This is a genomic window from Inquilinus sp. YAF38, assembly GCF_052113205.1.
Taxonomy (GTDB): domain Bacteria; phylum Pseudomonadota; class Alphaproteobacteria; order DSM-16000; family Inquilinaceae; genus Inquilinus.
The window spans coordinates 68,519-86,684 of sequence record NZ_JBFRCU010000005.1; the positions used below are offsets into that span (position 1 = coordinate 68,519).

At 69.8% G+C, this 18,166-nt stretch carries 18 protein-coding genes; 7 read left to right on the plus strand and 11 right to left on the minus strand.

Annotated elements, in window-relative coordinates:
• Positions 1-15 precede the first annotated feature (15 nt).
• From AB4Z01_RS03530 to AB4Z01_RS03565, 8 genes are all read right to left on the minus strand, one after another.
• Entirely contained in the window at positions 16-1,089 is a 1,074-nt protein-coding gene (locus AB4Z01_RS03530; RefSeq protein ID WP_441690635.1) for an ABC transporter ATP-binding protein, read from the minus strand.
• Complete coding sequence (locus AB4Z01_RS03535; RefSeq protein ID WP_441690636.1) at positions 1,086-2,126, minus strand: ABC transporter ATP-binding protein; 1,041 nt, start codon at positions 2,124-2,126, stop codon at positions 1,086-1,088. Before AB4Z01_RS03535 ends, AB4Z01_RS03530 begins: the two co-directional genes overlap by 4 nt.
• Complete coding sequence (locus tag AB4Z01_RS03540) at positions 2,110-2,898, minus strand: FadR/GntR family transcriptional regulator (RefSeq protein ID WP_441690638.1); 789 nt, start codon at positions 2,896-2,898, stop codon at positions 2,110-2,112. Before AB4Z01_RS03540 ends, AB4Z01_RS03535 begins: the two co-directional genes overlap by 17 nt.
• A gap of 347 nt (positions 2,899-3,245) precedes the next feature.
• The gene (locus AB4Z01_RS03545) at positions 3,246-4,172 is read right to left on the minus strand and encodes an aldo/keto reductase (protein WP_441690640.1); all 927 of its coding nucleotides are present in this window, start codon (positions 4,170-4,172) and stop codon (positions 3,246-3,248) included.
• Positions 4,173-4,184: 12 nt separating this feature from the next.
• Positions 4,185-6,125, minus strand: a complete 1,941-nt coding sequence (locus AB4Z01_RS03550; protein ID WP_441690641.1) for a beta-galactosidase — start codon at positions 6,123-6,125, stop codon at positions 4,185-4,187.
• Positions 6,126-6,158: 33 nt separating this feature from the next.
• Complete coding sequence (locus AB4Z01_RS03555) at positions 6,159-6,998, minus strand: carbohydrate ABC transporter permease (RefSeq protein WP_441690642.1); 840 nt, start codon at positions 6,996-6,998, stop codon at positions 6,159-6,161.
• Between the two features lie 11 nt (positions 6,999-7,009).
• On the minus strand, positions 7,010-7,963 hold the full coding sequence (locus AB4Z01_RS03560; RefSeq protein ID WP_441690644.1) for a carbohydrate ABC transporter permease: 954 nt from the start codon (positions 7,961-7,963) through the stop codon (positions 7,010-7,012).
• Between the two features lie 27 nt (positions 7,964-7,990).
• Complete coding sequence (locus AB4Z01_RS03565; RefSeq protein ID WP_441690646.1) at positions 7,991-9,301, minus strand: ABC transporter substrate-binding protein; 1,311 nt, start codon at positions 9,299-9,301, stop codon at positions 7,991-7,993.
• A gap of 168 nt (positions 9,302-9,469) precedes the next feature.
• Here AB4Z01_RS03565 and AB4Z01_RS03570 point away from each other — a divergent pair, with 168 nt between their 5' ends.
• Positions 9,470-10,330, plus strand: a complete 861-nt coding sequence (locus tag AB4Z01_RS03570; RefSeq protein ID WP_441690648.1) for a helix-turn-helix domain-containing protein — start codon at positions 9,470-9,472, stop codon at positions 10,328-10,330.
• A 42-nt stretch (positions 10,331-10,372) separates the two neighbouring features.
• On the opposite strand, the gene AB4Z01_RS03575 is transcribed toward AB4Z01_RS03570, so the two are convergent.
• A complete protein-coding gene (locus AB4Z01_RS03575; protein ID WP_441690650.1) occupies positions 10,373-11,137 on the minus strand; it encodes an SDR family oxidoreductase in 765 nt (254 codons plus the stop codon).
• Between the two features lie 136 nt (positions 11,138-11,273).
• Here AB4Z01_RS03575 and AB4Z01_RS03580 point away from each other — a divergent pair, with 136 nt between their 5' ends.
• Positions 11,274-12,185: a LysR family transcriptional regulator gene (locus AB4Z01_RS03580; RefSeq protein WP_441690652.1), complete on the plus strand. Its 912-nt coding sequence runs from the start codon at positions 11,274-11,276 to the stop codon at positions 12,183-12,185.
• Here AB4Z01_RS03580 and AB4Z01_RS03585 read toward each other — a convergent pair whose 3' ends face one another.
• Complete coding sequence (locus tag AB4Z01_RS03585; RefSeq protein WP_441690654.1) at positions 12,186-13,085, minus strand: phytanoyl-CoA dioxygenase family protein; 900 nt, start codon at positions 13,083-13,085, stop codon at positions 12,186-12,188.
• A 189-nt stretch (positions 13,086-13,274) separates the two neighbouring features.
• Here AB4Z01_RS03585 and AB4Z01_RS03590 point away from each other — a divergent pair, with 189 nt between their 5' ends.
• Positions 13,275-14,168: a cation diffusion facilitator family transporter gene (locus tag AB4Z01_RS03590; protein ID WP_441690655.1), complete on the plus strand. Its 894-nt coding sequence runs from the start codon at positions 13,275-13,277 to the stop codon at positions 14,166-14,168.
• Between the two features lie 9 nt (positions 14,169-14,177).
• Here the strand turns inward: AB4Z01_RS03590 and AB4Z01_RS03595 are convergent, their stop codons facing one another.
• Positions 14,178-14,972 carry a 2-keto-4-pentenoate hydratase gene (locus AB4Z01_RS03595; protein WP_441690656.1) on the minus strand — a complete coding sequence of 265 codons (795 nt, stop codon included), beginning with the start codon at positions 14,970-14,972 and terminating at the stop codon, positions 14,178-14,180.
• An 84-nt stretch (positions 14,973-15,056) separates the two neighbouring features.
• On the opposite strand from AB4Z01_RS03595, the gene AB4Z01_RS03600 reads away from it, so the two are divergent.
• The 4 genes from AB4Z01_RS03600 to AB4Z01_RS03615 all read left to right on the plus strand — a co-directional run bounded on the left by AB4Z01_RS03600 (position 15,057) and on the right by AB4Z01_RS03615 (position 18,158).
• The gene (locus AB4Z01_RS03600; protein WP_441690657.1) at positions 15,057-15,758 is read left to right on the plus strand and encodes a GntR family transcriptional regulator; all 702 of its coding nucleotides are present in this window, start codon (positions 15,057-15,059) and stop codon (positions 15,756-15,758) included.
• Positions 15,759-15,784: 26 nt separating this feature from the next.
• A complete protein-coding gene (gene kduI, locus AB4Z01_RS03605; protein WP_441690659.1) occupies positions 15,785-16,633 on the plus strand; it encodes a 5-dehydro-4-deoxy-D-glucuronate isomerase in 849 nt (282 codons plus the stop codon).
• Positions 16,630-17,385 carry a 2-dehydro-3-deoxy-D-gluconate 5-dehydrogenase KduD gene (gene kduD / locus AB4Z01_RS03610; protein ID WP_441690661.1) on the plus strand — a complete coding sequence of 252 codons (756 nt, stop codon included), beginning with the start codon at positions 16,630-16,632 and terminating at the stop codon, positions 17,383-17,385. The genes kduI and kduD overlap by 4 nt, the downstream gene beginning before the upstream one ends.
• 182 nt (positions 17,386-17,567) lie before the next feature.
• Positions 17,568-18,158, plus strand: a complete 591-nt coding sequence (locus AB4Z01_RS03615; RefSeq protein ID WP_441690663.1) for a phage tail protein — start codon at positions 17,568-17,570, stop codon at positions 18,156-18,158.
• The last annotated feature ends 8 nt before the right edge of the window (positions 18,159-18,166 follow it).

Below are 18,166 nucleotides of genomic sequence, written 5' to 3' on the forward strand. Positions count from 1 at the left end.
CTCCTGTTCGGTTTCTTATGGACGGGCCGCGGCCTGGCGGGCGCGGTAGAGAGCGAGCCGCGTCGCCAGGTTGGGCGGCGTCGGCGGCGCGGCCAGGGCACCGGCCCCGGCATCCTGGATCTCGCGCCAGAAATGGCAGGCAACGCTGCGCCCCGGCCCGGCCTCCTCGACCTGCGGCCGGACCTCGGAGCAGATCGGCTTGGCGTGCGGGCAGCGGGTGTGGAAGCGGCAGCCGGGCGGCGGCGCGGTCGGGCTGGGCACGTCGCCCTGCAGCAGCGTCTTCGCCTGGCGCCCGGCCGGGCTGGGCACCGGGATCGCCTTCATCAGCGCCTGGGTGTAGGGGTGCAGCGGCGCGTCGAACAGCGCGTCGACCGGCGCCTCCTCGACGATCTCGCCGAGATACATCACCGCCACCCGGTCGCTCATGTGGCGGATCACGGCCAGGTCGTGGGCGACGATCACCAGGGTCAGGCCGAAGCGCTCCTTCAGCTCTTCCAGCAGGTTGATCACCTGCGCCTGGATCGAGACGTCCAGCGCCGAGACCGGCTCATCGCCGACGATCAGCACCGGCTGGCCGGCCAGCGCCCGGGCGATGCCGATGCGCTGGCGCTGGCCGCCGGAGAACTCATGCGGGTAGCGGCCGGCATGCTCCGGCAGCAGGCCGACGATGCGCAGCAGCTCCGCCACCTTGTCGCGCCGCTCCGCGCCGCCGCCCAGGCCGTGCAGCCAGATCGGCTCGCCGACGATGTCGCCGACCGTCATCCGCGGGTTCAGCGAGGCGTAGGGGTCCTGGAAGATGATCTGCAGCTCGCGCCGCAGCGCCCGCATCTCCCTCGGCGGCAGCGCCGTCAGGTCGCGGCCGCGATACATCACCTGGCCGGCGGTCGGCTCGATCAGCCGCAGCAGCAGCCGGCCGAGGGTCGACTTGCCGCAGCCGGATTCACCGACCACGGCGAAGGTCTCGCCCGGCCGGATCGCCAGCGACACGCCGTCGACCGCATGCACCACCGGCGAGCCGCCGAACAGGCTGCGGCCGCCGCCGAAGCGCTTGACCAGGCCTCTGCCTTCGAGAAGGGCTGCCACGGTCATGCGGCGCCTCCGGCATGCTGCTCCAGCGGCGCGAACCAGCAGGCGGCGTGGTGGTCGGGTCCGACCAGCTTCGCCGGCGGCGTCTCGGCGGTGCAGCGCGGCGCGGCGAAGGGGCAGCGCGGGGCGAAGCGGCAGCCCGGCGGCATGCGGTCGGCCGGCGGCACGGTGCCCGGGATGGTGGCCAGTCGCCCCTCGCGCCGGCCGAGCGACGGCACYGACCCCATCAGCCCGATGGTGTAGGGGTGCTGCGGATCCTCGAAGATGGCGTCGACCGGGCCGGATTCGACGATGCGTCCGGCATACATCACCGCGACATGGTCGGCGACCTCCGCCACCACGCCGAGGTCGTGGGTGATCAGGATCATGGCGGTGCCGGTCTCGTCCTGCAGCCGTCGGACCAGGGCCAGGATCTGGGCCTGGATGGTGACGTCCAGCGCCGTGGTCGGCTCGTCGGCGATCAGCAGCTGCGGGTCGTTGGCCAGGGCCATGGCGATCATGGCGCGCTGGCGCATGCCGCCCGACAGCTGGTGCGGATAGGCGTCCAGCCGTTTCTCCGGCGCCGGGATGCGCACCAGGCGCAGCATGTCCAGCGCCCGGCCGCGGGCCTCGGCCTTGCCCACCGCCTTGTGCCGGCGGACGCCCTCGGCGATCTGGTCGCCGATGGTGAAGGCCGGGTTCAGGCTGGTCATCGGCTCCTGGAAGATCATCGCCATGCGGCTGCCGCGCAAATCGGCGCGCTGCCGGTCGGTCAGCCGGAACAGGTCCTGCCCCTCGAACCGTGCGCTGCCCGAGGTGATGGTTGCGACCGGCGGCAGCAGCCCCATCAGCCCCAGCGCGGTGATGCTCTTGCCGCAGCCGGATTCGCCAACGATGCACAAAGTCTCGCCGCGGGCGACGGAGAAGGAGACGCCCTCGACCAGGTTGCGGCCGGGCGACAGGGACAGGGCGAAATCCTGCACCTCCAGCACGGTCTCCCGCGCGGGCTCCGTGGCGGCGGCCGGGGCGCGGGCGACGCGGACGTCAGAGACCGAGGCCATCGGCCGCCTCCGCGCTCTCGCTGTGGTGAACGGGCCGGTCCTGCACCGCGTCCTGCGGCGCCGGCTCGCCATGCATCGCCGCCTCGAGATTGGCCTGCAGCGCCAGCAGGTGGCGGCGCATCGCCGCCTCGGCCCCGGCGCCGTCATGCCGGGCGATCGCGGCGACGATGTCGCCATGCTGGCTGGTATAAGCGCGCAGCCGGATGCGGTTGCGCGCCGCCTCGCGCAGCCGGCGCCAGGACGGCGACTGGCGGATCCGGTCGATGCAGTCGAACAGCGCCAGCAGCAGGCCGTTGCCGGCGGTCTCGGCGATGTGGCGGTGGAAGGCGCTATCCCACAGCTCGTGGCCGTCGCTGTCCATGCTGGCCGCGGTCTTGCGCTCGATCCGGCGCAGCGCGGCGACGCTCTCGGGCGACGCCTTCACCGCCGCCAGCCGGGCCAGTGCCGGCTCGATCTGCAGCCGGGCCTCCATCACCTCCAGCGGGCTGGTGCGGTCGGCCAGGGATTCGATCAGATGCGGCTGCACCGGCGGCCGCTGGCCGGCGAAGGTGCCCTTGCCCTGGTGACGCCAGATCCGCCCTTCGGCCTCCAGCACCTCCAGCGCCCGGCGCACGGCGCGGCGGCCGACGCCGATGCGGGCGGCCAGGTCGCGCTCGGTCGGCAGCTGCCATTCGGCGCGGTCGCCCTCGGCGTCCAGCAGCGCGCGCAGCCGCTCCAGCGCCGCGCTGGAGTTGGACACGCCGCGCGTTTCGGATGAAACCACTTCAGCCATTGGTCTCCCAAAGGCCGCGTCCGCCATTCCGGCTCCGAGCCATCTGCCAGTCCCTGATGTGCTTGAGGACGCCCGGCCAGCCGACCCTGAGGACCGATCCTGACGCGCAACGCCGCTTCGTCTTGCCGAACAGCCAAGCGCAAAGGGAACCAATTTGCAAATGGTTTCCTGGATGGACGCGTCGATGTGTGGACGGGCTCGCGGCGCGGGAACCCAAATCACGGATCGCTTGCCCACAAAATGTCATGCCCGGGCTTGACCCGGGCATCCAGAAGCTGTCGACGATCTCTGGATTGCCGGGTCAAGCCCGGCAATGACAGTGTTGGGGGCCGGGCCCCATGAGCGCCCTACAGTTGGTCCCGCTTCAGGTCCAGCCAGTCGCGCTCGCTCTCGGTCAGGTCGGCGGACAGGCCCTCGATGTTGCGGCGGCTCTCGTCCAGGGTGCGCGGGCCGGAGAGGGCGAAGGTGGCGAAGGGCTGCGACAGCACCCAGGCCATGGCGATCTGTACCGGGCTGGTGCCCTTGGTCCCGGCCAAGGCGATGGCGCGGCGGCGGCGCTCGAAATTGTCGTCGGCGTGCCAGCAACGCGCGATCTCGGCCTCTTCCGCCGCCTTGGACGGGTCGCCGCGCCCGGTGAAGAAGCCGCGGGCGGTCGAGGACCAGGCAAACAGCGCCGTGCCGCTCTCCTCCAGATAACCCAGCCATTCCGGGTCTCGGGCCGAGACGCAGCCGGCCCAGACCGGCTCGATCATCCGGGCCAGGGCCAGGTTGTTGCTCAACACCGTGAAGCCGGTCTTGCCGGCGCGCTTCGCGTAGTCGTTGGCCGCCCGGAACCGCTCCAGGCTCCAGTTCGAGCCGCCGAACACGCCGATCCGGCCCTCGCGGTGCAGCGCGTCGAGCACGTCGACGAACTCGCCGACCGGCACCTGCGGGTTGTCGCGGTGCAGGAAGTAGATGTCGACCCGGTCGGTGCGCAGCGCCTCCAGGCTCTGCTCCAGCTGGCTGCGCGCCGCCTCCGGCGTGCAGTTCGGGGTGTGGGCGCCCTTGCCGATCAGGACGATTTTGTCGCGCACGCCGCTCTTCGCCAGGTATTCGCCGAACAGCGCCTCGCAGCCGCCGCGCATGTAGATCCGGGCGGTGTCGAAGCAGTTGCCGCCGCGCTCGATATAGTCGTCGAACAGCGGGGTCGCCTGGGCCAGGTCGTCCTGGTTGTCGACGCCCATCACCATCCGGGCCACCGGCTTGGCGACGCCGGGGATCGTGCCGTAGATCATCTCTCGCTTCCCTTATTCCGCCCGCCAGCAGGCCACGCCCTGCGGCGGCACCACCGGCCCGCCCAGCAGGTAACGGCCGGCATCCTTCACCGGTGCCATCCAGTCGATCTCGCCATAATTGAAGACGAAGGTCAGGCCGCCGCGGCGGCGCAGCCGCACCGCCTCCGGCAGCTCGATCAGGTCCAGTCCGGCGCGGCCCAGCAGATCGGCGATGACGCCGCGCAGCAGCGCCGGGTCCGGCCAGCCGGCCAGGTAGGAGCGTCTGCCATCGCCGACCAGGGCCGGGGCGCCGTCGGCGAAGCTGGCCTGCACCGGCAGGCCGGTCTCCAGCCATTCGCGCCAGCGCCGGATGGATCCCTTCAAGCCGGCCCCTTCGACCGGCTCCACCAGGTTCGGGCGCAGCGAGGCGACCTGGGTCACCTTCAGCGGCAGCAGCTCCTGCAGCAGGCCGGGCGGCAACCCGTCCGGGATGGCGAAGTCGCGGGTCTTCGACCCGGTGCGCGGGCCGAACAGGATGACCGCATCGGTGGCGGCGAAGGCCTGCCGCGCCGCCTCAGACACCTGCGCCAGGCTGGGCACCACCACCGCCTTGTAGCCGGCCAGCGACGCGCCGGGGCGGACCATGTCGACATCCAGGCCGAAGCGGCGGATCGCCTCGTACCAGCGGAACACCAGGTCGGTGTAGCGGAAGTCGCGGCCCTGCGGCTGGATCCGGGTGATCCAGGAGGTCTCGTAATCGAACACCAGCGCCACCGGGGCTTGGCCGGAGGCAGGCAGGGCGCCCAGCCGCGCCAGCTCCTGCCCGACCTGCGTCGCCTCCTGGCCGCCCGGCGAGAGCTTGCGGTCCGGACGGTTCAGCCCGGCATGCATCTGCTCCTGCGCGAACGGGCATTGCCGCCAGCGGAAGTAGCTGACGACCTCGGCGCCATGGGCCAGCGCCTCCCAGCTCCACAGCCGGACCATGCCGGGCTTCGGCACCGGGTTCCAGGCGGCCCAGTTCACCGGCCCGGGCTGCTGCTCCATCACCCACCAGCGGCCGCGGCCGACGGCGCGGTACAGGTCGTGGTTGAACGGCGCCAGGTCGGGGTGCGAGGTGCGGGCCCAGCGCGCCCGCTCGTCATCGTCGCAGGCGATCTTCTCCAGCGTGCCCAGCGGGTAGCTGTCCCAGGACGCGATGTCGAGGTCCTCGCCCAGCGGCCAGTGGTCGAACTCCTGGAAGAAGCCCATGAAGTTGTGGGTGACGAAGCGGCCCGGCGAATGCTGGCGGATGATCTCGACCTGCATCCGGTTGTAGGACGCGACCTGGTCCGAGGCGAAGCGCCAATAGTCCAGCCGCGCCGCCGGGTTGGTCTCGGTCACCGCGCCGACCGGGGCGATGATCTCGTCGAAGCTGCCGGCCTCCATCGACCAGAACACGTTGCCCCAGGCCTGGTTCAGCGCGTCCGGCGTCTGGTAGCGGTGGCGCAGCCAGGTGCGGAAGGCGGTGACGTCCTCCGGCCCGTAGGACAGCACGGTGTCGTGGCAGCCGAACTCGTTGTCGGTCTGCCAGCCGGCGACCGCATCATGGCTGCCGTAGCGCCGCGCCACTTCGTCGGTGATGCGGGCGCTCTCCTTGATCCAGGTGCGGCTGGAGAAGCTGGTGTGCCGGCGCGAGCCGAAGCCGCGGACGTTGCCGTTCTCGTCGACCGGCAGGATGTCCGGGTGGCGGTCGACCAGCCATTTCGGCGGCGTCGCCGTCGGCGTGCACATCACCACCTTCAGCCCGGCGGCGCCCAGCGTGTCGATGGCGCGGTCGAGCCAGGCCCAGTCGAAGCGCCCCGGCTCGGGCTCGATCCGCGACCAGGCGAATTCGGCGATGCGGACGAAGCTGATGCCGACCTCGCGCATCCGGCGGGCGTCATCCTCCCACCACTCTTCGGGCCAATGTTCCGGGTAATAGCAGACGCCGAGCATTCGGAAGCCTCGTCAGGAGCGAAGGGTGGGGAGCTACTTCACTGCGCCGGCGGTGATGCCGGCCACGAAGTAGCGCTGCAGGAAGATGAAGACGACCAGCATGGGCAGGGTCAGCAGCGTGGCCCCGACCATCAGGGCGCCCCAGGGCACGACGTTGAGGCCGATCAGGCTGCCCAGCGCCACCGGCGCGGTGCGGGCGCCCGGCTGGGTCGCCACCAGCAGCGGCCACAGATAGTTGTTCCAGGAGGCGAGGAACAGGATGATCGCCAGCGCCGCCATGCTGGGCCGCACCAGCGGCAGGGCGATGGAGAAGAAGATCCGGCCCTCGCGCGCGCCGTCGATACGGGCGGCGTCCAACAGCTCCTGCGGCAGCGATAGGAAGGTCTGGCGCATGAACAGCACGCCGATCGAGTTGAACAGCGGCGGCACGATCACCGCGATCCAGGTGTTCGACAGGCCCAGATCGCGGGCCACCAGCACGTATTGCGGGATGATCACCACGGCATAGGGCACGGTCAGGGTCGCCACCAGCAGGCTGAAGGTCGCCTGCTTGCCGACGAACTGGAAGCGGGCGAAGGCATAGCCGGCCATGCTGGTCAGCAGCAGCGACAGCACCGCCGACACGGTGGCGATGCCGATCGAGTTCAGCATCGCCCGGCCGAAGCTGGCCGTGTCGTCGAGGAAAGCCCAGTTCTCCAGCAGGTTGCCGCCCGGGGTCAGCGGCAGCTCCGGCGAGAAAATGGCGTAGTCCGGCAGGGTGGCGAACACCGCCATCAGGTACAAGGGCGCCAGCCACAGCAGCGCCACGGGCGCCATGCCGCCGGTCAGGGCCCAGGTGCCCCAGCGCCGGCGCGATCCGATGGTGCGGAGCATCGCCATCCTCCTCAGGACTTCCGGCCGCGGGTGAGCATGAGGTTGAGCGCCGCCATCACCGCCGCCATGGCCGCGATGGTGTAGGCGATCGCCGCGGCGTAGCCGAAGTTCAGGCTGACGAAGCCCTGCTTGTAGAGATAGGTGCCGAGCGTCTCGGTGGCGCCGCCGGGGCCGCCGCGGTCGGTGATCAGCCAGGGCTCGGTGAACAGCTGCATGGTGCCGATGATCGACAGCACCAGGCAGAACACCACGATCGGCTTCAGCAGCGGCAGGGTGATGCGGAAGAAGCGGTCGACCGGCGAGGCGCCGTCGATCGCTGCCGCCTCGTACAGGTCGCGCGGGATCGACTGCAGCCCCGCCAGCAGGATGATGGCGTTGTAGCCGGTCCAGCGCCAGGTCACCGCCGCCATGATCGTCGCCATCGCCGCATTCGGATCGTGCAGCCAGTCGATCGGGGCCAGGCCAAGTGCCGTCATGCCGTGGTTGACGGCGCCGAACTGGCCGTTGAACAGCAGCCGGAACACCACCGAATAGGCGACGTCGCTGACCACCACCGGGGCGAAGAAGGCGAAGCGGTAGATCGGCCGCAGCTTCAAGAGCGGCGAGTTCAAGGCCAGGGCCAGCAGCGTGGCCAGGACCAGCATCACCGGCACCTGGATCACCAGGATGATCAACGTGTTCTTCAGCGCCTCCTGGAAGGCGCGGTCGACCAGCAGGCGCCGCCAGTTGATGGCGATGTTCCAGGCCCAGGGATTGACCCGCGTGTTCTGCAGCGACAGCAGCGCCGAATCGATGATCGGCCAGCACCAGAACACGGCGAAGACGAGGAGGTAGGGCAGCAGGAACCAGTATGGCGCCAGCGCGTGGCGCCGGCGCCGCCACCCGCCGCCGGCCTCCGACAGGGCGGCGGCCGGGGCCGCGCGTGTCTGTGGGGCCCGGAGGCCGGCTCGGGTGGCGGTTCCCATCACGCGGCCTCCGTCACTCGGCCCCCATCACTCAGCGACCGGCAGGCCGGTGGCGGCCGAGATCTGCTCGGCGGCCTCGTCCAGGGTCTCCTTGGCGGATTTCGAGCCGCCCTTCAGATAGGCCAGCAGGATGCCGTCGGCGATGTTGTCGGCCTCGGCGAAATACTGGGTGCCGCGCGCCGGCTTGATCTGCGACAGGGTGTTCAGCACCACCTCCCAGATCTTCTGGCCGCCCCAGTAGGGCTGCGCCTGCTGGACATAGGGATCGTTGACCGCCTCCGGCAGCGTCGGCACCAGGCCGGACGCCTTGAGCTGGGTGATCTGGCTGTCCGGCCGGCCGAGTGCGAAGTTGATGAAGGCCAGCGCCGCCTGCGGGTTCTTCGAGGAGGCCGGGATGGCCAGCGATGAGCCGCCGATATTGGCGGCGCGGTTGCCGCCGGCGGTGAAGGCCGGCAGCTGGAAGACGCCCCATTTGCCGCTCAGCTCCGGCGCATTGCCGCGGACCGAGCCCTCGTACCAGGCGCCGTAGACCGAGCTGGCCAGCCGGTTGGCCTTGATCGCCTGCAGGCTGCCGTCCCAGTCGCCCTCCATGAACAGCCCGGCATCGGAGATCTTCTTCACCGTCTCCAGCGCCTGGACGCAGCCGGGCTGGCTGACCGTGATGTGCTCGCCGGTCTCGTCGAAATAGGCGCAGCCGGCCTGGTTGGCCAGGATGCGGAACCAGGTCGTGCTGGTGCCGCCGCTGTTGAAGGACAGGAACTTGACGTCGGCCCCGGCCTTGGCCTGCACCGCCTTGCCGGCGGCGATGAAATCGTCCCAGGTCGCGATCTTGGCCGGGTCGACGCCGGCGGCCTCATACATGTCGCGGCGGTAGAACACCACGGCCGGGCCGGAATCCCAGGGCATGGCGTAGATCTTGTCGCCGACAGTCAGCTCCGCCAGCTTGAATTTCGGGAATTTGGCGAGGAGGTCGGCCTCCTTCGGATCGAGCGACTTCAGGTCGGCGAAGCAGTCCGGGAAGCGGGCCCAGAACACCTCGGATTCATGGTTCTCGACCGAATAGACGTCCGGCATGTTGATGCCGCCGGCGGAACAGCCGGCCAGGCCGCGGTCATAGACCGGCTGGTTGCCGAGGTCCTCGACCGTCACCTTGACGTCCGGATAGGCCTTGTTGAAGTCGGGCACCACGGACTTCAGCGCCGTGGCCGCCACGTTCCAGCTCCAGACCGTGATCTCGCCCTTCACGTCCGACTGCGCCATCGCCGGCGCCGTCAGGGCCAAGACGGCCGCGCCGGCCAGGCCGGACATCATGCCGGCGATCCTGCCGAGTCTGCTCATAGAGTCCTCCCTCATATCGTGTCTGGTCCGGCCAAAGGGTCCAGCCTGCCACAGGCAGGACCGTCTTCGCGGAGCTTATCGTCGCCTTGCGCCTGGAGTATGAATCCGATGGTTTCCGCATGTCGTCCCGATCAGGGACGAATTCTTCCGGGATCCTAAGGTCCGACGATGAGCCGAGCCCAGACTGCGCGCATACCGAGGCTGCCGGGCCTGTCCGAGCACATCGTCAGCGCCGACACCAGGCGCGAGGTGCTGGTGATGCGGCGGGCGCACCAGCACAGCCAGATCGAGCTGAACCTGATGCTGGAAGGAGCGGCGACCTATCTGTTCAACGGCCGGCGGGTGACGATCGGGGCCGGCGATTTCGTGTTCTTCTGGGGCGCCATCCCGCATCAGACCATCGAGGCGTCGAGCCCGGCCAGCTTCGTCTGCCTGTACCTGCCGATCGAGATGTTCCTCAGCGCCGCGCTAGGGCCGCGGCTGAAGAGCGCGGTGCTGGGCGGGAGCATGATCGGCGACCGGGCGCCGCTGCCCTTCGACGCGGCCCAGTTCGAGCACTGGCATGCCGAGCTGAACCGTGGTGACGACCGGATCACCGCCCTGGTGCGGCAGGAGATCGAGCAGCGGCTGCGGCGCAGCGACCTGTGCGGCTGGGACGTGCTGAGCGACACCGGCGACGGCGCCGCCGCCGCCGAGGGGCGGCACGCCAAGGTCTGGGCCATGGCCGGCTTCGTCGCCGCCCATGCCAGCGAGCCGATCTCGGTCGGCGATGTGGCCGCGTCGGTCTGCCTGCACCCGAACTACGCCATGGCGATCTTCCGCGAGGCGCTGGGCATGAGCATCGGCGGCTATCTCACCCGTCAGCGCCTCTATGTGGCGCAGGCGCTGCTGCTGTCGACCGACACCGACATCGTCACGGTTGCCTTCGAGGCCGGCTTCGGCTCGGTGTCGCGCTTCTACGAGGCCTTCAGCCGCCACTTCGCCATGCCGCCGCGCCAGTTCCGCATCCTCTACCGCGGCGGCGGGTGAGGGGTGGGTGAGGGGCGGCGGCCCGCCCCTCGACGGATTGTCTCACCCGCGCGCGATCGAGATGCCGCCATCGACCAGCGAGGCGGTACCGGTGACGAAGGAGGCGTCGTCCGACGCCAGGTAGAGGACGGAGCGGGCGATCTCCTCCGGCGTGCCGGCGCGCTTGAGTGCGTGCAGGCTGCTCAGATGGTCCCGCGCCTCCGGCGTGGCGTTCGCGGTGCGATACATGTCGGTGTCGACCGCGCCCGGCAGCACCGCGTTGACGCGGATGCCCTGCGGGCCGAACTCGGCGGCCAGCGCCTGGGTCAGGCCGATCAGGCCGGACTTGCTGGCAGCGTAGGCGGCGACGCCGGGGAAGGAGAAGGTGTGGCCGACGAAGGTCGAGGTGAAAATCACCGACCCGCCGCCATGCTTCGCCATCTCGGCGATCTGGTGCTTCGCCCCCAGGAAAGCGCCGGTCAGGTTGATCGCGATGGTGTCGTTCCACCCGGCCTCGGAGACGCCGGTGCTGGCACCGGTCTCACCGAGCGTGCCGGCGTTGTTGAAGGCGATGTCCAGTCGGCCGAAACGCTCCGCCGCCAGCGCCACCAGCGCTTTGGCATAGTCTTCCGAGCGGACGTCGCCGGCTAGCGCCACGGCCTGCCCGCCCGCAGTCTCGATCTCGGCGACGAGGCTCGCCAGCTCGGCCTCTCGACGGGCGCCGAGCACCAGCTTCGCGCCTTCCCTGGCGAACAGGATGGCGGTGGCACGGCCGATGCCGGCGCTTGCGCCGGTGATGATCGCGACCTTGCTGTCGAGACGGTTCATGTCCGGAACTCCTGGAATAGGGCGGGACGCCGTTGGTCCTGCCGTCGCCTCAAGATATGCCTATCAGGAAACCTGTAGAGAAGGCACGGGATATGATAGGCTCGTTCAGCTTTTATGAATGATCGAGCGGCGGCGAATGGACCGGTTGCGCGCGTTCGAGATGTTCGTCGCGGTGGCGGGGAAGGGCAGCTTCGCGCGGGCGGCCGAGGCGCTCGACACCTCGCCGGCCAACGTCACCCGCTATGTCAACGAGCTCGAGGCGCATCTCGCCGCCCGCCTGATCAACCGCAGCTCGCGGCGACTGTCACTGACCGAGGCGGGCCAGGCGCTGCATGAGCGGGCGCGCGCCATCCTCGACGAGGTGGCGGAGACCGAGGCGATCGCCTCCTCCGCCGCGCTCAGCCCGCGCGGGCGGCTGCGCATCAACGCGCCGCTCAGCTTCGGCATCCTGCATCTGGCGCCGCTGTGGCCGCGGTTCCTGGCGCGCCATCCGGAAATCGAGCTGGATGTCGACCTGGTCGATCGAATCGTCGATCTGGTGGGCGAGGGCTACGACCTCGCGGTCCGGATCTCGGGGGGCGGATCCCAGGCGCTGGTTGCCCGCAGGCTGGCCGCCTCGCGCAACATCGTCTGTGCCGCGCCGGACTACATCGCCCGTCGCGGTGCGCCCCAGACGCCGGCCGACCTCCTGAACCACGACTGCATCGGCTACAGCGGTGCCGCGACCGCCGATGAATGGCACCTGGCCGATGAGTCGAACCAGCCACACGCCGTGAAGGTGCCTTGCGTCATGCACAGCAATAACGGCGATACGGTGCGTGCCGCGGCGCTGGCCGGGCTCGGCATCATCTGGCAGCCGACCTTCCTGATCGGCGGCGACCTGCGGCAGGGCCGGCTGGTGCCGTTGCTGCCCGGCTACCGGATGGCCGATATCGACGTGCTGGCAGTGTATCCGAGCCGCCGCCATCTCAGTGCCAAGGTGCGGGTGATGATCGACTTCCTGGCCGAGGCCTTCCGCGGCACCCCGCCCTGGGATCGCGGCTCGTGACTAAAGCCCGTCGCCCAGGCCCCAATGTGCGCCCCAGCGCGGGTCGGCCTCGTCGCGGACGTCCTGGAAGCGGATGTCGGCCGACAGGCGCATGATCCCGTCCGGATCGTCGTTGCGGGTCGCGGCGTGGATCATGGTGGGGCTGTGCAGCACCACGTCGCCGGCGGCGTAGTCCGCGGCCAGCCAGCGGGTGCCGAAGCGCTCCGCCATCGCCGGCAGGTCCTTCGAGATCCAGCCGGTTTCGGTCATGTTGCGGTTGTAGGCGCTGATCCGCTCCTCCGGCGACAGCCCGGCGTTCTTGCGGCTGAACTCCGCCTCCATCTCGCGGCCCAGGCGGTGCGAGCCTTCGAGATACAGCAGCCCGCCCATCCGCATCGGCACGTCGCCGATCGGGATCCAGGCGGTGACCAGCCGGTCGGTGCCGGCGCGCAGATAGATCAGGTCGTAATGCGCGCCGGTCGCGGCCGGGTCGCCGGGCCGGGTGAAGCGCAGGATCTTGCGCCGGTGCAGGGTGGAATTGCCGCCGATCAGCCGGTCGATGAAGCGCCACAGCTCCGGCATCAGGCAGAACGATTCGAAGGCGGAGGACCGCACCAGCTCCATCAGCCGGCCGCGCGAGGCCGCGTCGGCCGGGCGCTCGGAAGCCCGGCCCTCGACCGGGTCGAAGCCCTCGGCCAGCAGGCCGAGCTCGGCGAATTGCGCGAAGACGTGGCGGCGGAACTCCAGCACCGCCGCGCGCGGCAGCAGCGACCGCAGCCAGAGATAGCCCTCGGAGTCGTAGCGCGAGCGCAGGGCCGCAAGATCCTCCGCCGGATCGCTCGGCGCCAGCCAGCCCAGCCGCGCCGGGCTGCAGTCCAGCGCATAGCCGTTCGACGACAGAGCCGACGGCAGAACGCCCATCCCATCCTCCCACGACGAATGCGCCTTGCGGCGCTTGGCGCCTATGATGCACTCCATGGCTTTGAGTGTCGTCACGTCGCCGCAGCTTTTCCTCCGGAATTCTCAGGTCGAGGCTTAGAGAGATATGTCCTGGTCCGAGATGAAGCCGCCGGTTCTCCGCCTTTGCCCTGGAACAGGAAGCGGCCGCTGATGGACCGCGCCTCCCAGGCCGCACTGGCCAGCATCTTCGTCGGGGCGCTGGTGCTCGGGCTCAAGTTTCTGGCCTATTGGTTCACCGGGTCGGTCGCGCTCTATTCCGACGCGCTCGAAAGCATCATCAACGTGGTCGCGGCCGGCGCCGCCTTCATCGCGCTGCGGGTCTCGTCACAGCCGGCGGACGCCAACCATCCCTACGGGCACACCAAGGCCGAGTACTTCTCGGCCGTGTTCGAGGGGCTGCTGGTGGTCCTGGCCGCGCTGTCGATCCTGCGTGAGGCGTATGCCGGCCTGCTCGACCCCCAGCCGCTCGATGCGCCGGCGCTGGGCCTGGCGATCAGCGCGGTGGCGTCGGCCATCAACGGCGGTTGGGGCTGGGCCCTGCTGCGCTGGGGCCGGAGCCTCCGCGCTCCGGCGCTGGTGGCGGACGGCCGGCATGTGCTGACCGATGTCTACACCTCCGGCGGGGTGCTGATCGGCGTCGGCCTGGTGGCCCTGACCGGCTGGCAGATCCTCGATCCGATCCTCGCCGCGATCGTGGCGCTGAACATTCTGTGGTCCGGCTACGTGATGGTCCGGGATTCGGTCGGCGGCCTGATGGACGAAGCGGTGCCGCCTGAGACCCTGACGCGCATCCGCGAGGCGATCGCGCGCACCGGCGGCGGCGCGCTGGAGGCGCATGACGTGCGCACCCGGCATGCCGGGCGGATGACCTTCATCGACTTCCACCTGGTCGTTCCCGGCACGATGAGCGTCTCCGAAGCGCACGACATCTGCGACCGGATCGAGGCGACGCTGAAACAGGACATCGGCGCCGACACGATCATCAGCATCCATGTCGAGCCGGAGGAGAAGGCCAAGCACGCCGGCGTGGCCATCGCCCGATGACGCGGAGGCTCAGCCGCGAGCGGCGGTGATCAGCACGTCGACAGCGCCGACGCCGTCGAACTCGGCTTCGGCCCGGTCGCCCGGCTTCACCACATGGACGCCGGTGGTCATGCCGGTCAGCACCCAGCTTCCGGCCGGCAGCGAGCGGCCGCGATGGCCGAGATGCTCGGCCAGGAAGGCGAGGGAGGCGATCGGCCCGCCGCCGGCGACGCGGGCGGCGCTGCCCTCGCCGACCACGGTGCCGTCGACCCGCATCCGCACGGTCCAGTCGGACGGCGCCCGGCTGTCCCAATCGGCGATCTCGAGGCCGAGCACGAGCCCGGCATTGTTGCCGAAATCGCTGGCCACGGCGCCCGGGCCGAGGTCGTTCAGCGTCGCCAGCGGGCTGCCGGCGATCTCCATCCCGGCATGGACCGCGGCCACGAAGGGCTGCATCTCCTCAAGGGTACGCGGCCGCGCTTCGGCCGGGATGTCGCGGCCGATCCGCAGCACGAACTCGGCCTCGACCGCGCCGAAGCCGCCGGCGATCACCGGCGTCTCCACCCGGCGCTCGCGGGCGTCGCGGAAGTTGCGGGCGAACACCGGTCCGGCCAGGCGCGGCGCGTCGTAGCGCGGCCGCCAGGTCTCGGCGATGCCGGCCACCTTCCAGCCGACCAGCGTATCGGTCCACAGGCCGATCGCCTCCTCCTGCACGGCATAGGCGGTGGGCAGGTCCAGCGGCAGCGTGCCGGGATAAGCGGGCAGGGCGCGGGCGGCGCGGCGCGCCTCGGTGAAGGCGATGGCCAGGTCGCGGCTCGAACTCATGGCAGGCTCCGTGGGCGTATCTGGATTCTTGTGTATGGTAGTATGGGCTGTTATGCAAGACGACAACGGCATACAGGACCCGATGTGAAGATCGACCCCGCCCACGGCTTYGAATCCGCCGCGCACCGGCTGGAGCGCGAGCTGCGCCGCGCCATCGTGGCGCTGGAGCTGGCGCCGGGCGCCCGCCTGTCGGAGCAGGAGATCGCGCAGCGCTACGGCGTGTCGCGCCAGCCGGTGCGCGAGGCGCTGATCGCGCTGGCGAAGACCCGGCTGGTCGAGGTGCAGCCCCAGCGCGGCACGGTGGTGGTCAAGCTGTCGGTGCGGCGGATGACCGAGGCGCGCTTCGTCCGCGAATCGGTCGAGGTGGCGCTGGTGCGGCGCGCCTGCGAGGGCTTCGACCGGTCGAGCCGCGAGCGGATCGACGACCTGCTCGACGCCCAGGCCAAGGCCGCGTCGCGCGGCAACCACAACGATTTCCAGCGCTATGACGAGCTGTTCCACATCGCCATCGCCGAGGGCGCCGGCTGCGGCCTTGCCTGGATGGCGGTGGAGGATCTCAAGGCGCATATGGACCGGATCTGCACCCTGACGCTGCCGGGCGCCGAGGCGATGCTGCCGCTGGTCGACCAGCATCGCACCATCATGGCGGCAATCGACGCCCGCGACCCCGACGCGGCGGAGCGGGCGATGCGCCATCACCTGACCGAGATCCTGCGCGCGCTGCCGCGGATCGAGGCCGAGCACCCCGAATTGTTCSACGAGCCCACCCCGGGCCGAACCCGCTAGACGCGATTCCGATAGACGAGGACAGCATGAGCGACGCCCCGACCACCCGCCAGGCGGTGCATTACGAGCAGGCCGAGATGCTCGACGGCGAGGATCTGCGCCGGCATTTCCTGATCGAGCAGCTGATGGCGCCGGGCATGCTGAGCGCCACCTACACCCATTACGACCGCATGCTGGTGATGGGGGCGGTGCCGACCGACGCGCCGCTGGTGGTCGGCGAGGACTTGGCCAGACTGGTCGGCAGCGCCACCCTGCTGGAGCGGCGCGAGCTCGGCCTGATCAATCTCGGCGGCCCGGGCCGCGTCACCGCGGACAAGACCGTGTTCGAGGTCGAGTCGCAGGATGCGCTCTATCTCGGCAAGGGCATCGCCTCGGTCGCCTTCGCCAGCGTCGACCCGGCCAACCCGGCGAAGTTCTACATCAACTCGACCCCGGCCCATGCCGGGCTGCCGTCGCGGGTGATCGCCAGGAACCAGGCGATCGTGAAGGAGCTGGGCGCGCCCGAGACCAGCAACCGCCGCACCCTGCACCAGTACCTGCATCCGGAGGTGCTGCCGACCTGCCAGCTGCTGATGGGTCTGACCCGGCTGCACAGCGGCAGCGTCTGGAACACCATGCCGGCGCACACCCATGACCGGCGGATGGAGGCGTATTTCTACTTCGAGCTGCCGGCCGATGCGGTGGTGATGCATTTCATGGGCCGGCCCGCGGCCACCCGCCACCTCGTGGTCCGCAACGAGCAGGCGGTGCTGTCGCCGCCCTGGTCGATCCATTGCGGCGCCGGCACCGCGTCCTACGCCTTCATCTGGAGCATGGCGGGCGACAACCAGGCCTTCACCGACATGGACTTCGTCGCCATGGGGGACCTGCTGTGAGCCTGTTCGACCTGACCGGCCAGGTGGCGCTGGTCACCGGCGCGCGCACCGGTCTCGGCCGCGGCATCGCCCTGGCGCTGGCCGAGGCCGGGGCCGACATCGCCGGGCTCGGCTCGCGCCCGATGCCGGAGACGGCGGCGGCGATCGCCGGCACCGGCCGCCGCTTCCTCGAGGTGGTGCGGGATCTCGAGGATTCCTCCGGGCTCGACACGGTGGTGGCCGACATCGTCGCCCGACTCGGCCGGATCGACATCCTGGTCAACAATGCCGGCATCATCCGCCGCGCCGACCTGCTTGAGTTCAGCGAGGCGGACTGGGATGCGGTGATGTCGGTCAACCTGAAGAGCGCCTTCTTCCTCAGCCAGGCGGTGGCCCGCCACATGGTGGGACAGGACATCCGGGGCCGGATCATCCACATCGCCTCGGTGCTGTCCTTCCAGGGCGGCATCCGGGTGCCGTCCTACACCGCGGCCAAGCACGGCATCGCCGGGCTGACCCGGGCGCTGGCGAACGAACTGGCGCCGAAGGGCATCACCGTCAACGCCATCGCCCCCGGCTACATGGAGACCGACAACACCGAGGCGCTGCGCGCCGACCCGGTGCGCACCAGGCAGATCCTCGACCGCATCCCGGTCGGCCGCTGGGGCGTGCCGCAGGACCTGGCGACGGCGACGCTGTTCCTGGCCTCGCCGCACAGCGGCTACGTCACCGGGACGCTGCTGCCGGTCGATGGGGGGTGGCTGGCGCGGTGATTTTTTCAGTTGAATTTATATCGAATGCGTAACATAATGTGATATTCAATCGATTCAGATTGAAGCTATATTTCTATTCGTTTTATCATTGCTGATGCCGGTTCCGCTCCGTCCCGATCGATGGAGCGGAATCGGCATCACGCGTTTGGTCATTTTCGATCCATTTTTCAGGAGCATTTCAGATGGAATCCTATCTCGCCACGATCATGGGCTGGGCCCCGAACTTCGCACCGCGCGGCTGGGCCTTCTGTGGCGGCCAGATCCTGTCGATCGCGCAGAACACGGCTCTGTTCAGCCTGCTTGGCACCACCTATGGCGGCAACGGCCAGACCACCTTCGCCCTGCCCAACCTGTTCAGCCGATTGCCGATCGGCGCCGGCAACGGCCCGGGGCAACCCACTTACGAGCTCGGGGAGGTCGGCGGCACGCCGAACACCACGCTGACCATCAACAACATGCCGGCGCACGCCCATGACGGGTCGGCGCTGACTGCGGTCGAGAAGGTGGCTACCACCTCCGCCAACACCACCATGACCACGGCCGCCGCCAACACGATCCTGGGCGTGCCGAACTTCACCGATCCCAGCACCGGCGGCCCGGTCGAGGTCAACACCTTCGCCGCCGGCAGCGCCAACCCCTCGGTCAATCTGAATCTTCCGGTCAGCGGGCAGACCGGCCCGTCCGGTGGCAGCCAGCCCTTCTCGATCATGCCGCCCTATCTGGCGATCAACTGGGTCATCGCGCTGGAAGGCATCTTCCCGCCGCGCAGCTGAGGGAGCGC

Excerpts from the sequence above, each read along its gene's own strand:
- AB4Z01_RS03530 (WP_441690635.1), bottom strand. The coding sequence starts at position 1,089 with ATGACCGTGGCAGCCCTTCTCGAAGGCAGAGGCCTGGTCAAGCGCTTC.
- AB4Z01_RS03540 (WP_441690638.1), bottom strand. The coding sequence starts at position 2,898 with ATGGCTGAAGTGGTTTCATCCGAAACGCGCGGCGTGTCCAACTCCAGC.
- AB4Z01_RS03545 (WP_441690640.1), bottom strand. The coding sequence starts at position 4,172 with ATGATCTACGGCACGATCCCCGGCGTCGCCAAGCCGGTGGCCCGGATG.
- AB4Z01_RS03550 (WP_441690641.1), bottom strand. The coding sequence starts at position 6,125 with ATGCTCGGCGTCTGCTATTACCCGGAACATTGGCCCGAAGAGTGGTGG.
- AB4Z01_RS03555 (WP_441690642.1), bottom strand. The coding sequence starts at position 6,998 with ATGCTCCGCACCATCGGATCGCGCCGGCGCTGGGGCACCTGGGCCCTG.
- AB4Z01_RS03560 (WP_441690644.1), bottom strand. The coding sequence starts at position 7,963 with ATGGGAACCGCCACCCGAGCCGGCCTCCGGGCCCCACAGACACGCGCG.
- AB4Z01_RS03565 (WP_441690646.1), bottom strand. The coding sequence starts at position 9,301 with ATGAGCAGACTCGGCAGGATCGCCGGCATGATGTCCGGCCTGGCCGGC.
- AB4Z01_RS03570 (WP_441690648.1), top strand. The coding sequence starts at position 9,470 with ATGAGCCGAGCCCAGACTGCGCGCATACCGAGGCTGCCGGGCCTGTCC.
- AB4Z01_RS03575 (WP_441690650.1), bottom strand. The coding sequence starts at position 11,137 with ATGAACCGTCTCGACAGCAAGGTCGCGATCATCACCGGCGCAAGCGCC.
- AB4Z01_RS03580 (WP_441690652.1), top strand. The coding sequence starts at position 11,274 with ATGGACCGGTTGCGCGCGTTCGAGATGTTCGTCGCGGTGGCGGGGAAG.
- AB4Z01_RS03585 (WP_441690654.1), bottom strand. The coding sequence starts at position 13,085 with ATGGGCGTTCTGCCGTCGGCTCTGTCGTCGAACGGCTATGCGCTGGAC.
- AB4Z01_RS03590 (WP_441690655.1), top strand. The coding sequence starts at position 13,275 with ATGGACCGCGCCTCCCAGGCCGCACTGGCCAGCATCTTCGTCGGGGCG.
- AB4Z01_RS03595 (WP_441690656.1), bottom strand. The coding sequence starts at position 14,972 with ATGAGTTCGAGCCGCGACCTGGCCATCGCCTTCACCGAGGCGCGCCGC.
- kduI (WP_441690659.1), top strand. The coding sequence starts at position 15,785 with ATGAGCGACGCCCCGACCACCCGCCAGGCGGTGCATTACGAGCAGGCC.
- AB4Z01_RS03615 (WP_441690663.1), top strand. The coding sequence starts at position 17,568 with ATGGAATCCTATCTCGCCACGATCATGGGCTGGGCCCCGAACTTCGCA.